Origin of the sequence: Microbacterium sp. NPDC087592 (genome assembly GCF_044743585.1) — a bacterium.
GTDB lineage: Bacteria > Actinomycetota > Actinomycetes > Actinomycetales > Microbacteriaceae > Microbacterium.
The window spans coordinates 871,906-883,036 of record NZ_JBIUWT010000001.1; the positions used below are offsets into that span (position 1 = coordinate 871,906).

At 69.6% G+C, this 11,131-nt stretch carries 12 protein-coding genes; 5 read left to right on the top strand and 7 right to left on the bottom strand.

From position 1 onward, the window contains the following. Position 1 precedes the first annotated feature (1 nt). Both pip and ACIOTO_RS04225 read right to left on the bottom strand, forming a co-directional pair. A complete protein-coding gene (pip, locus tag ACIOTO_RS04220; protein ID WP_400856677.1) occupies positions 2–1,009 on the bottom strand; it encodes a prolyl aminopeptidase in 1,008 nt (335 codons plus the stop codon). Between the two features lie 27 nt (positions 1,010–1,036). Beyond that, on the bottom strand, positions 1,037–1,921 hold the full coding sequence (locus tag ACIOTO_RS04225) for a neutral zinc metallopeptidase (protein WP_400856679.1): 885 nt from the start codon (positions 1,919–1,921) through the stop codon (positions 1,037–1,039). Between the two features lie 52 nt (positions 1,922–1,973). Here ACIOTO_RS04225 and ACIOTO_RS04230 point away from each other — a divergent pair, with 52 nt between their 5' ends. From ACIOTO_RS04230 to ACIOTO_RS04250, 5 genes are all read left to right on the top strand, one after another. Beyond that, positions 1,974–2,963, top strand: coding sequence for a malate dehydrogenase (locus ACIOTO_RS04230; protein WP_029262890.1), 990 nt, complete (start codon positions 1,974–1,976; stop codon positions 2,961–2,963). 116 nt (positions 2,964–3,079) lie between these two features. Beyond that, entirely contained in the window at positions 3,080–5,368 is a 2,289-nt protein-coding gene (locus ACIOTO_RS04235) for a DUF6571 family protein (protein ID WP_400856681.1), read from the top strand. A 23-nt stretch (positions 5,369–5,391) separates the two neighbouring features. After that, positions 5,392–5,976 carry a hypothetical protein gene (locus ACIOTO_RS04240; protein ID WP_400856684.1) on the top strand — a complete coding sequence of 195 codons (585 nt, stop codon included), beginning with the start codon at positions 5,392–5,394 and terminating at the stop codon, positions 5,974–5,976. Next, entirely contained in the window at positions 5,976–6,257 is a 282-nt protein-coding gene (locus ACIOTO_RS04245) for a hypothetical protein (RefSeq protein ID WP_400856686.1), read from the top strand. The genes ACIOTO_RS04240 and ACIOTO_RS04245 overlap by 1 nt, the downstream gene beginning before the upstream one ends. A gap of 54 nt (positions 6,258–6,311) precedes the next feature. Then, complete coding sequence (locus ACIOTO_RS04250; RefSeq protein ID WP_400856688.1) at positions 6,312–6,788, top strand: recombinase family protein; 477 nt, start codon at positions 6,312–6,314, stop codon at positions 6,786–6,788. Between the two features lie 21 nt (positions 6,789–6,809). Here the strand turns inward: ACIOTO_RS04250 and ACIOTO_RS04255 are convergent, their stop codons facing one another. From ACIOTO_RS04255 to ACIOTO_RS04275, 5 genes are all read right to left on the bottom strand, one after another. Next, on the bottom strand, positions 6,810–7,511 hold the full coding sequence (locus ACIOTO_RS04255; RefSeq protein WP_400856691.1) for a hypothetical protein: 702 nt from the start codon (positions 7,509–7,511) through the stop codon (positions 6,810–6,812). Further along, a complete protein-coding gene (locus ACIOTO_RS04260) occupies positions 7,504–7,986 on the bottom strand; it encodes a hypothetical protein (RefSeq protein WP_400856692.1) in 483 nt (160 codons plus the stop codon). The genes ACIOTO_RS04255 and ACIOTO_RS04260 overlap by 8 nt, the downstream gene beginning before the upstream one ends. Next, positions 7,986–9,734 (bottom strand): hypothetical protein, encoded by a 1,749-nt coding sequence (locus ACIOTO_RS04265; protein ID WP_400856695.1) that lies wholly within the window; start codon positions 9,732–9,734, stop codon positions 7,986–7,988. The genes ACIOTO_RS04260 and ACIOTO_RS04265 overlap by 1 nt, the downstream gene beginning before the upstream one ends. Beyond that, positions 9,731–10,660 carry a hypothetical protein gene (locus ACIOTO_RS04270; protein ID WP_400856698.1) on the bottom strand — a complete coding sequence of 310 codons (930 nt, stop codon included), beginning with the start codon at positions 10,658–10,660 and terminating at the stop codon, positions 9,731–9,733. The genes ACIOTO_RS04265 and ACIOTO_RS04270 overlap by 4 nt, the downstream gene beginning before the upstream one ends. Before the next feature lie 86 nt (positions 10,661–10,746). Beyond that, the gene (locus ACIOTO_RS04275; RefSeq protein ID WP_017204355.1) at positions 10,747–11,043 is read right to left on the bottom strand and encodes a WXG100 family type VII secretion target; all 297 of its coding nucleotides are present in this window, start codon (positions 11,041–11,043) and stop codon (positions 10,747–10,749) included. Between the last annotated feature and the right edge of the window lie 88 nt (positions 11,044–11,131).

Here is an 11,131-nt window from a genome sequence, read left to right on the forward strand (position 1 = left end):
CTCAGCGGGCGGCGCGGGCGAAGCGGTCGGTCGCGGCGCGCAGCGCCTTCTGAGTACCCGGCTCGGTGGCCGCGTGCCCGGCATCGTCGACCACGACGAACTCGGCCTCGGGCCAGGCGCGGTGCAGGTCCCACGCGGTCATCATCGGTGTCACGACATCGTGCCGCCCCTGGACGATGACGGTCGGGATATGGCGGATGACGTCGACCCCGGCGATCAGCTGCCCCTCTTCCCACCAGCCGCGGTGGACGAAGAAGTGGTTCTCGATGCGGGCGAACGCGGTCGCCTTCTCGGGGTCGGACATCGCGCCGATCTGCGCGGCATCCGGCGTCAGCGTCACGGTCGCCGCCTCCCACGTCGACCAGGCGATCGCGGCAGGCACGTGCACAGCGGGGTCCGGATCGAACAGCCGCCGGTGGTAGGCCTCGATCATGTGCGAGCGCTCGAGCACGGGGATCGGCGCGAGGAAGCTCTCCCAGAGGTCGGGGAACAGCGCGGCGGCGCCGCCCTCGTAGAACCATTCGAGCTCGACGCGACGCAGCGTGAAGATCCCGCGGAGGACGAGCTCGGTCACGGCATCCGGATGCGCCTGCGCGTACGCCAGCGCGAGGGCGCTCCCCCACGACCCGCCGAAAACCTGCCACTTCTCGATGCCGAGGTTCTTGCGCAGCAGCTCGATGTCGGCGATCAGGTGCGCGGTCGTGATGTACCGGAAGTCGGCATCCGGCGCACTCGCGTGCGGCGTGCTGCGTCCGCAGCCGCGCTGGTCGAACAGCACGATGCGATAGACCTTCGGGTCGAAGAACCGGCGCTGCCAGGGCGAGGTGCCGCTGCCGGGCCCGCCGTGCAGGAACACCACCGGCTTACCATCGGGGTTGCCGCTGACCTCCCAGTACACGCGGTGGCCGTCGCCGACGAGCAGTTCCCCCGTCTCGTGCGGTTCGATCGGTGGATACAGCGCATCCGTCTTCTTCATCTTCGGTCCCCCGGCCGGTCGTGCAGACTTCATCGTCAACGCTAGCGGGTCACGCTGCGGCTATGGATCCAGCTGGTCGGTCGGCAGCGTCAGCACCTGTTCGCAGACGCCGAGGCCGTTCTGATACCCCTCGGCGAACCAGCGCTGCCGCTGCTCGCTGGAGCCGTGCGTCCAGCTCTCCGGGTTCGAGAAGCCGGACTGCTCCTGGATGTGGTCGTCACCGACCGCGAACGCCGCGTTCAGGGCATCGATGCGCTGCTTCTCGGTGGTCGGCTGAAGGTACGGAACGCCCTTGCTGTCGGTCTCCTCTGAGATCCGACCGATCCAGGCACCCGCGTAGCAGTCGGCCTGCAGTTCCGTGCGGACGCCATTGCTTCCGGGACCGGTGCCGTTGTTCGGGTAATCGTCCATGACCCCGGTGATCCATTGGATGTGGTGCCCCCACTCGTGCCCGACGATGTACAGCTGGGCGAGTTCGCCGGCGGATGCGCCGAACTGCTCCTGCATCAGCTGGAAGAAGGTCGGGTCGATGTAGACCGTCTCGTCGCCGGGGCAGAAGAACGGCCCGACCGCGTTGGATGCCGTACCGCAGGCCGTGTTCGTCGCCCCGTCGACCACGATGAATCCGGGCTTGCGATAGCCCTCGACCTCGTCGGCCCAGAACTCGTCGAGCACGAGCTGCGCACCTGCCATGCGGCAGTCGACGTCGGCGTTCGCCTGCGCACCCGTCTCGCAGTTCTCGATGACCGATCCCCCGGCCGGTTCGCTGCCGCCGCCGGGCGCGCCGCCGCCGATCAGTCCGGTCAGGTCGATCCCGAGCAGCGGTCCGGCGATGAGCGCGATGATGCCGAGCACGCCCACACCCACGCCGCCCGCGATGGCTCCGGTGCGGCCGCGTCGACGCGTGGTGTTGCCCGAGATGTCGGCGTCGGGATTGAAGGTCATGCGTCGAGGGTACTCCGCGCGGAGACCGGCCGAACGGTCGTAGGCTCGGGGCATGACGACCACGATCACCATCACCGGCGCGGGCGGACAGATCGGCTACGCACTCCTGTTCCGCATCGCGGCGGGCGACCTGCTCGGACCGGACGAGAAGGTGCGGCTGCGGCTGCTGGAGATCCCGCAGGGACTCGGCGCCGCGGAGGGTGCGGCGCTCGAGCTGCAGGACGGCGCGTTCGGGCTGCTCGAGCACGTGGAGGTGACGGATGACGCCGCTGTGGGCTTCGACGGAACCGACCTCGCGCTGCTCGTGGGCGCCCGCCCGCGCGGCCCCGGCATGGAGCGCGCCGACCTGCTCGCGGCCAACGCCGGTATCTTCGGCCCGCAGGGCGCGGCCATCGCGGCGAACGCGGCATCCGGCGTACGCGTCACGGTCGTCGGCAACCCCGCCAACACCAACGCCCTGATCGCGTCCGCGGCAGCCGACGGCGTGCCCGCCGAGAGGTTCACCGCCCTGACCCGGCTCGATGAGAACCGCGCTCGTGCCCAGCTGGCGCAGACGCTCGGCGTTCCGGTGCACACCGTGCGCCGGGTGCCCATCTGGGGAAACCACTCGGCCACGCAGTTCCCCGACATCTCGCACGCGACCGTCGGCGGGAAGCCGGTCGGCGACGCTCTCGAGCAGATCGTCGGCGACGTGCCGGCCTGGCTCGATCAGACCTTCATCCCGCGCGTCGCCAAGCGCGGCGCCGAGATCATCCAGGTGCGCGGGTCGTCGTCCGTGGCATCCGCGGCGAGCGCGACGATCGACCACGTGCGCGACTGGGTGCAGGGCACCGACGACTGGACCTCGGCCGGCGTCGTCTCGCACGGCGAGTACGGGGTTCCTGCGGGTCTGATCTCGTCGTTCCCCGTGCGCTCTGTCGACGGCGAGTGGCGAATCGTCGAAGGCCTCGAACTGAGCGACTGGGCCCGCGCCCGCGTCGACGCCTCGGTGGCCGAGCTGGTCGACGAACGCGAAGCCGTGCGCGCCCTCGGCATGCTGTGATCGCCTGACCGCGCACGAGCGGTGAGGCGCATGGGGAGTTCTGCCCATCGCCGGTCTTCGTCACCCCCGCTAGATTTGCTGGGGGACGGGAACACCGTCGAGGAGGGGCGCACGACATGACTCAGTGGGACGAACTGCATCCGGGCCGGGGGAACACCGGGGCGGTCAACGATGCCGCGACACGCGTCAGCAACCGGAACACCGGCACCGAGACGGTGCGTACGGCTCTGTCGAACGCCGCCACCGGCACAACCGAGGAGATCTGGGCCGGAGACGCGGGCGCCGCGTTCCGCACGTCGCTGGCGAAGCCGCAGACCCTGTGCGATGAGCTCAAAACGGAGTTCGCCGCCGTGCAGTCGGCCCTCTCCGCCTACGCCACCGAGGTCGACCGCATCCGCGTCGCCACCACGGCGGCGCACCAGGCCTACGCCACCGGCTACGCCACGTGGAAGGCCGCGGAGCAGGAGGACAGCCCGTTCCTGCCGTCGGCCTTCACCCCCAACGCGCCGAATGCCACCCTGGGGTCGAACCTCTGGGTGCCGAGCGGGAACAAGCCCGGCCTGTACGACATGCGGATGGCCGCACAGCAGCTGCGCACCCTCGCCGACCAGCGCGAGACCGCCGACAGCACGCTCACGACGGCGCTCCAGCCGCCGGCATCGGCGCGGTGGGACCAGATGCAGTCGGCGCTGAGCGCCGCGGGCATCGACGACATCGACGACCTCACCTTCGAGAACCTCGGAGACGCGTTCGCGAACCTCGCCGACGAGATCGCCGAGGGCGACGTCACCGACGAGAACGTGCAGGCCCTGCAGGACTTCTTCTCGGTCTGGGGCGAAGACACGTTCGTGATGTCGCAGTTCTTCCTCGAGGTCGGCGGCGAGAGCACCGTCTCGATGATCGACAACCTGGGTGACGCGGCCATCACCGAGGGCTTCGACCCCGCAGCGGCACTCGCGCTCGCGACCATGATCCGCGGGGGCCTGTCGACCGGCTCCCAGATCTGGATGCCGTCGACCTCGAGCGACTTCGCCGACAGCCTGCTCGAAGGCGCCTCCTCGACCGTGGGCGGCGCGGTCGCGGCGATCGGCTTCCTCTTCTCCGACGAGAAGAACAACCCGCTGGGTGTGAACCTCACGGTGGCCATGGCCGACGAGATCGACCGCATCGAACGCGACCCGATGAGCATGCAGAACGGCGGCTGGTACGACACCTCGCCGAACGCGGGCGGTCGCTTCCTCGCGCAGCTCGAGGGCGAGACGACCGGGCTCAACGGCAACCGCGTCGACGACCTCGCCGGCCGCGTCTTCTCGACGCTCGGCACCTACCCCGACGCGGCACTGGACTGGCTCACGGCGACCGGAGAAGACCCGTACGGCGACGGCGACCTGGGCCCCGGACGTGTCGAGTACTGGTACGCCGACCGCGACTGGAGTGCCGACGGCAGCGGCGACGGCTTCGAGGGTCCGGGCGCGCTCTGGGCCGGTGCGCAGCAGGCCGCGGGCGGCCCTGCCGACGCGACGCACACGTACAACCCGGAGACCTGGGACCGCGTGGCCGAGCTCACCACCCAGATCGTGCGGGAGCTCACCACTAACGAGAGCTTCCTGCCGGAGAACCTCACGAGCATCGGACAGGTGCGCATCGCAGAGGGCATCTCCGTCGCGATGCCGTACTTCTCGGAGAACCTCAGCGAGAGCGACCCCCGCACCGCGAGTGCGCTGTCGATCCAGGACGCACTCATCGGGACGACCGACCCGCGTTCGATCCCCAACGTCACGCAGGCGCAGCTGTCCCAGCTTCTCGGCACCGCGACCTGGAGCGATGGGGATTCGCCGTCGGCCGGCGCGGATGTCATCTCCCAGTCGGTGCGTCAGTACCAGGATGCGCTCATCGCGCTCGCCGACTTCGCTCCTCCCGGCAGCGCCTTCGCTGCGGACGCCCTCGAGCGCGTCGTCGAGCTGCAGGGCTGGCTCGACGGATCGGGGGAGGGCGCCGCGCTAGGAGAGGCCGGACGCCACGATGCGGCCGTCCAGGAGGCCATCGACGGCGTGAGCACGGTCGTCGGGCTGATCCCGATCCCGGCCGTCGGCGACGTCCTCGTCGAGGGCGGCAGCGTCGCAATCGATGTCGTGCAGGATGCCGTCATCGGCGGCGTCTCCGACTGGGGCTTCGGCAATGCCGAGGCGGCGTGGGGCAATTCGCACGAAGTACTGTTGGAGGAGCAGCAGAACAGCGCCTCCGGCCGCGAGATCGCGATGATCAACACGATCGAGCAGATGCTCGCCGATCTCGGCATGACGGAGGGGCTCTCCCCGGCAGAGGCGACCGATCTGGCCGAGGAGATGCTGGCGGACTATCAGCGAGGCGTCGAGGCCAGCTCGTCGTGGGCAGAGGGGCATTGAGAATGCAGTACAGGCGTCGACTCATGGGTCTGACAGTGGTCGGGATCGCGGCGATCGGCATCGCACTGACGGGGTGCACCCCCGCAGCGGTCGAGCCGCCGTCGGTCAGCTGGCAGTCGGGCGAGCCCTCGGGTGAGCTCGAGTCGAGCCCCTGGGTGCAGGCGGTCCGCGCATCGGACACCGCCCTCAGCATCGCCGCTTTCACCCGCGACTACACGTCCGACGAGCTGCAGGACACCACGACCGAAGACGCGATCGATGCGGCCGCCCAGTGGCAGCGCGACGAGGCGAAGGCCGACCGGTTCTTCACCTACCCCGGCCCGGTGCCGATGATCCCGCTCTCGGTCGACGAGCAGGGTGACGAGGCGCTCGTGACCGTCTGCCAGGCGCAGGACTGGTATCTGGACGCCGACCGCACCACCGCGCCGGAGCCCGCCGAGGGACGAGAGGTCGTCTACCGCGTGATCCGCGACGGTGACACCCACCTCGTCGAGACCGACTCCGTCACGACGAAGGACTGCGATGTCGCAGGCGCGAGCATCGCCCTCTTCGACCCCCAGCCCGACCCGACCGAGACCTACTCTCCCGACGATGTGAAGGTGCCGTGATGACCGATCTCCAGTTCGACTCCGAAGCCGTCGGCGCCACCGGCAGCACGCTCCAGAGCACGGCATGGGGCATGAGCCTCGACGTCGACCTCTCCCTCGCCGGCTGCGGCAGCTCCACGGTCTCGGCCGCCGCCGACACCTGGGCGATGTGGGCCAAGGCCTCTCTCCTGCAGCTGCAGAGCATGACCGCCGGCGCCGGCGTGGTCGCCCGCGACTCCGCCACCGCATTCGAGACGCAGGAAGCCGAGATCACGGACTCGGCGAACAACGGCACCCCCTGATAACGGTCTGCATCCGCACCCGCGACAGGGCAGAATGGAACGCGGAGGTGCGCGATGAGCGAGACGATCGAACCCACGACGACGGCATCCGTTGATGCTGCCCTGACGAGCCCGCTGCACCTTCCGCATGACGCGGCCGTGTGCCCGAAGTGCTTCACGGAGCTGCAGGAGAACCGGAACTTCTGGCTCGCCCGCCCCGACGGCTCACGCCTGGTGGGCCTGGTGGTCTCCCGCGACGACATGCCGTCGGTCGTGGAGCAGCGTGCCGACCTCACGCGCTTCGGCGTGCCCATCGAGGGCTTCCGCCACCCGGCCCCCGACATCCTGGAGAGCTGGAGCGACCGTCTCACCCGCCTGATCGGCACCCTGCGCCCCGGAGACGTGCTGGTGGTCGTGTCGATCGCCGCGCTCGGTCGCGACAGCGACGAGGGCGCCAGGACGGTCGCAGAACTGCGCCGCCACGGCATCATCGTCAAGGTGCTCAGCCACAACGCGCGGCACCTCGCCGACGCCGCGGCCGCCACGCGCTGACCGCGCTGGGACCAGGGCGGCTCAGGCTTCGGCGGACGCCCCCGACGGTGCAGCCGGCAGTTCGAAGTACGACGCCTCGACGATGCTGTCGAAGAACCCGAGCAGCACGTGCGGGATGTCGCCGACCGGCGTCGAGAGGTTCACGAGCAGCACCTGCTTCGAGCCGGGGACCGTGTACCAGTAGTCGGCGGACAGCCGACGGATCGAGACCGCCCCCGCCTCAGCCGCCAACTCCTCCGGAGCCTCACGCAGGTCTTCCTCGTGGGCCAGCTTCTGCTCCTCGATGCTGTGCAGTCGGAGGATCGCGGAGCCGGGGATCTGCAGTCGGTGGGCGGTGTCGAGGTGGGGACGCTGCAGCTCGGTGAACACCTTCTCGAGCGTCGCGACGACCGCCTGCGGCGAGACCCCGATCGCCGGGGACATCCGCAGATCGGGCTGCTCGAAGACCGTGAGGGTCACCGGCAGCGGCGTGCCGGGACGCAGCTCGGTCATCAGGAACATCGCCTTGGCGTGCAGCGCGCGAGCACTCGCGACCGCCTCGGTGAGGTCGCGGCGGGTCAGCGCCCGCAACGTCGAATCCTCGTCGCGACGGCCGAAGACCTCGTCGACGAAGTCGGCGACCAGCGGACCGCTGTCGAGGTCGTTCAGCAGCACCGGGTGCCAAGCGCCGAGGAGTCGGAAGCGCAGCTCGGGCGTCGCCGCCTCGACGGCGACCTCACTCACCGGCGAGCTTCTCGATCTCGTAGTCGGGCACGTTCACGCCCACGGAGAGGCTCGGGCTCCAGTCGATGCCGAGCTCGTCGGCCGCTCGCTGCGCCTCGATCGCGCCCTCCTTGCCCTCGTACGTCGACCACGGGTTGAACTTCACGAACGCCGGCTTCGGCTCGGAGGCCTTCCAGGCCGACACCAGGACCGCGGTCAGGCTGTCCCCGGTCACCACGTATCCGAGAGGGACTTCGACGTCGATCACCCAGCCCGACGTCAGGCCGTCCTGATTCGGCTGCACCTCCACTTGGAGCGCTTCGGGGAGCGCGGCCTTCACCGCGTCGACCACGGGTGCGGGATCGGTCATTTCAGCCTCCTGGGTGGATGCGGGCGGAGTCTTCTCCGGCGCGGGCGCACCGGTCGGAAAGCACCCGGTCAGCAGCAACCCGGCGACGCCGATTCCTGCAGCGGTCAGTGTCAGGCGTCGGAACATCACTCACTCCATGCATATTCTTCGGTCGCGACCGTCGCACCGTCGTGGGCGTAGAACTGCTCCAGTCTCGCACGCTCGTCGGCGGGCAGATTCGCGAGCTGCTCCTGCCAGCTGATGTTGTAGAGACCCGCGTTATGCGCGCCGGCGTCGATCGCGGCCGGCTGGTGTCCGGGCGCGACGGGTGTGAACGTGCGCCAGTTGTCCTCCTGCCGAGGATTCACCGCGCCGTTGGTGAGCGTGTCGAGCATCGGCACCGGATCGCCCTGGTGCTGCATCGAGATGACCTGCGTCGTCGGCGGGATGCGCATGGCATCGATGGGAGATCCGCACGCCATCACGGCCTCGAAGTTGTACGCGCTCGACCGGTTCGCCGCGAGGTGCCCCGCCATGATGCCGCCCTGGCTGAACCCGACCAGCATCACGGGGTCGCCGTTCGGGCCCGGATCGATGCCGGCATCCTGCATCGCCTGCATCACGGCACGCTCGTACTGCGTCTGCAGCTCGGGCGTCAGCATGAGCGCGAGGTTGCTGTCGAGGTCATTGGTCGCCCCGGTGTCGTTGATCCCCTGGAGGCTCATGACCCAGTCCTGCGTCGACGGCAGCACGACCCGCCACCGGGTCACTCCGTCGGCGCCGACGACCTGCTCGACCCGGATCACGCCCTGCTCGTCGGCCGCGGACGTGCCGCCGAGGTCATCGACGAGCCCGGCCTCCGCGAAGGCGTTGTCGAGCGAGGCGCCGCTGACGGTCGACATCTGGTTGCGCCACGCCTCCAGCGCCTGCTGGTATTCGGCATCGGTCGCGTAGTCGGACCGCGACGGCATCGGGATGCTCCGCTCGTCGACTTCGAAGGGGGTGACCTCGGGGTCGGGCGCGAGCACGTCGGTGAGGATGCGGGTGATCAGCACCCCGCCGATGGTCAGCGCGACAGCACCGCCGAGCAGGGCGAGCACGGCGCCGAGCAGCGGTCCGCCGAGGAGGAATCCCGCCAGCCCGAGGACGATCGGGATGAGGGCGAGCAGCAGCACCGCCATGATCTTCGGCAGCAGCGCGTTCCAGATATCGGAGAGGGTGTCGAGGACCCCCTTGATGACATCCGTGACCCAGCGCCCGATGCCGGCGAGCAGGTCGCCCACACCCTCGAAGAACTGGGCGATGTTGTCGAGGACCGAGTCCTTGCCCTGACTGATGACGCTCTCGATCGCGCGGATGGCGGCCTGGGCCGCATCCTCCTTGCTCTGTGCTCCGGCGCGGAGACGAGCGACGATCGCGTTGATGTCGGACTGGGCGGCCGACGCCTGGCGTTCGGCACGGGAGAGGTCGTCGGCGGTGTCCTGACGCACGTCCTGCGGCGAGTTGCTCAGCCCCTCGAACCACTGCCGCCGCTGTGCATCGCCGGCCGCGTGCTCGGCCGTGCCCAACCGGCCCTGCGCGGCTTCGAGAGCCGGGATGTCCCTGGCCGCCTGCTCTTTGATGGGCGCGAGCGTCACGGCGTACGTGCGCAGCGCTGTGGCGGTCTCGTCGTAGCGCAGATACGCCTGCGACATCGAGGTCTGCAACTCGGCGGCGGTCGACCGCAGCGCCGTCGTCGACTTGCTCAGCTGCCCCGAGACGATGTCCTGCAGCGCCTGGGCGGCGTCGTTGATCGCGGTGGCCTGACGGGACAGCGCACCGGAGCGGGTCTCGAGCGTGCCGGGGTCGCCCTCGAGCAGCTGCGACCAGTCGTTCTGGTTCCAGAGACCGTTCATCGGAGAGCCTCGCCTTCGCTGCGCATGTCGATGAGGGAGCCGAGATCCGAGAGGACCGTGTCGATGCGCTCGGCCGGCGCGGAGAACGCGATGAGGTTCTCGGGAGGCAGCACGGCTTCGGCGGGGAGGGTCACGAACTCGGGAGCGGGCGGGGGATCGGCGACCGGGAACGGCATGGGCAGCGCCTCGATCGTCGGGAGACCGATGCCCGGGGCGGGCGCGATCGGCGCGCCGGGAAGGGCGGGCACATCCACCCGCGGGGGATCCGCGATCAGGTCGGGGAAGTCGGGGCCAGCAATTCCACCCGGCAGCGACGGCAGGGGCCCGGGAATCGGATCCGGAAGCGACGGCAGCACCGGCGCAGGACCGCCACCAATGCCGGGCTCGGGAAGAGACGGCAACGGCGCAGGAATCGGATCCGGAAGCGACGGCAGCACCGGCGCAGGACCGCCACCGATACCGGGCTCGGGAAGAGACGGCAACGGCGCAGGAATCGGGTCAGGTGCAGGACCGGGGGCCGGTGCAGGAGCCGGCGAGGGGCCGGGAGCCGGTCCAGGAGTCGGCCCCGTGGCGCCGTCCGGACCGCCGCCGACGGTGGGAGGCGTCGCGGTCTGGCCACCCTGCGGCCGCTCGACGTGCTTCATGCCGTCGGTGACGCTCTTCGCCATGTTGCGGTCGAGGTCGCCGAAGGTGTCGGCGATCGCCTGCAGGGTGTCGCGGATGCCTTCCAGGCTCTTCTGCAGCTGGCCGCGCTTGCGATCCCAGTTGCCGGCGAAGTCCTGCACCTTGCCGGAGAGGCCGCCGTGGCCGGTGAGCCCGGCGACGTCGTCACCGAACCGGTCGGCGTTCGCGAACGTCTGGATGGCGGCGCTGATCGATGAACGCGACGCGTCCAGCAGACTGCTCTCGAGCGTGAGGTCGCTCATCGTTCCCCCCCGGAGATGGATGAAGGTCGTGCAGGCGCACACGAGGGGATGCCGAGGTCGGCATCCCCTCGTGTGGTGTGCGGCGATTACTGGCGGATCTGCGCGGCCAGCTGCTCGTCGGTCGACTGCAGCGACTGGGCTGCGACGTCGAGGAAGCGAGCCATGCCCTCGATACCGGCGATGGTCGCGGTCGCGCCCTGGTTGAACTGCGCGTAGGACGCGTCGAACGCACCAGAGGCGGACGTGGTCACGAAGCCGCCCGAGACGAGCTGCGAGACGTATGCGCGGAGGTTCTTCAGCTGCGTTTCGATGTCCTGCTGGCCCGTGCGGAGACGGCCAGCAGCATCCTTCATGTCGGCGTAGCTGACTTTGAGGTTCGTCATGGTGTTACCTTCCGGTCGCCCCGGCGGGTGCCGGAGAGTTCTTGTGCTTCGAGACTAACGAAGCGGTTCTGGTCTGCAAATGGGGAGA

Excerpts from the sequence above, each read along its gene's own strand:
- ACIOTO_RS04225 (WP_400856679.1), bottom strand. The coding sequence starts at position 1,921 with ATGACCTTCAATCCCGACGCCGACATCTCGGGCAACACCACGCGTCGA.
- pip (WP_400856677.1), bottom strand. The coding sequence starts at position 1,009 with ATGAAGTCTGCACGACCGGCCGGGGGACCGAAGATGAAGAAGACGGAT.
- ACIOTO_RS04270 (WP_400856698.1), bottom strand. The coding sequence starts at position 10,660 with ATGAGCGACCTCACGCTCGAGAGCAGTCTGCTGGACGCGTCGCGTTCA.
- ACIOTO_RS04250 (WP_400856688.1), top strand. The coding sequence starts at position 6,312 with ATGAGCGAGACGATCGAACCCACGACGACGGCATCCGTTGATGCTGCC.
- ACIOTO_RS04265 (WP_400856695.1), bottom strand. The coding sequence starts at position 9,734 with ATGAACGGTCTCTGGAACCAGAACGACTGGTCGCAGCTGCTCGAGGGC.
- ACIOTO_RS04240 (WP_400856684.1), top strand. The coding sequence starts at position 5,392 with ATGGGTCTGACAGTGGTCGGGATCGCGGCGATCGGCATCGCACTGACG.
- ACIOTO_RS04260 (WP_400856692.1), bottom strand. The coding sequence starts at position 7,986 with ATGTTCCGACGCCTGACACTGACCGCTGCAGGAATCGGCGTCGCCGGG.
- ACIOTO_RS04245 (WP_400856686.1), top strand. The coding sequence starts at position 5,976 with ATGACCGATCTCCAGTTCGACTCCGAAGCCGTCGGCGCCACCGGCAGC.
- ACIOTO_RS04230 (WP_029262890.1), top strand. The coding sequence starts at position 1,974 with ATGACGACCACGATCACCATCACCGGCGCGGGCGGACAGATCGGCTAC.
- ACIOTO_RS04235 (WP_400856681.1), top strand. The coding sequence starts at position 3,080 with ATGACTCAGTGGGACGAACTGCATCCGGGCCGGGGGAACACCGGGGCG.
- ACIOTO_RS04275 (WP_017204355.1), bottom strand. The coding sequence starts at position 11,043 with ATGACGAACCTCAAAGTCAGCTACGCCGACATGAAGGATGCTGCTGGC.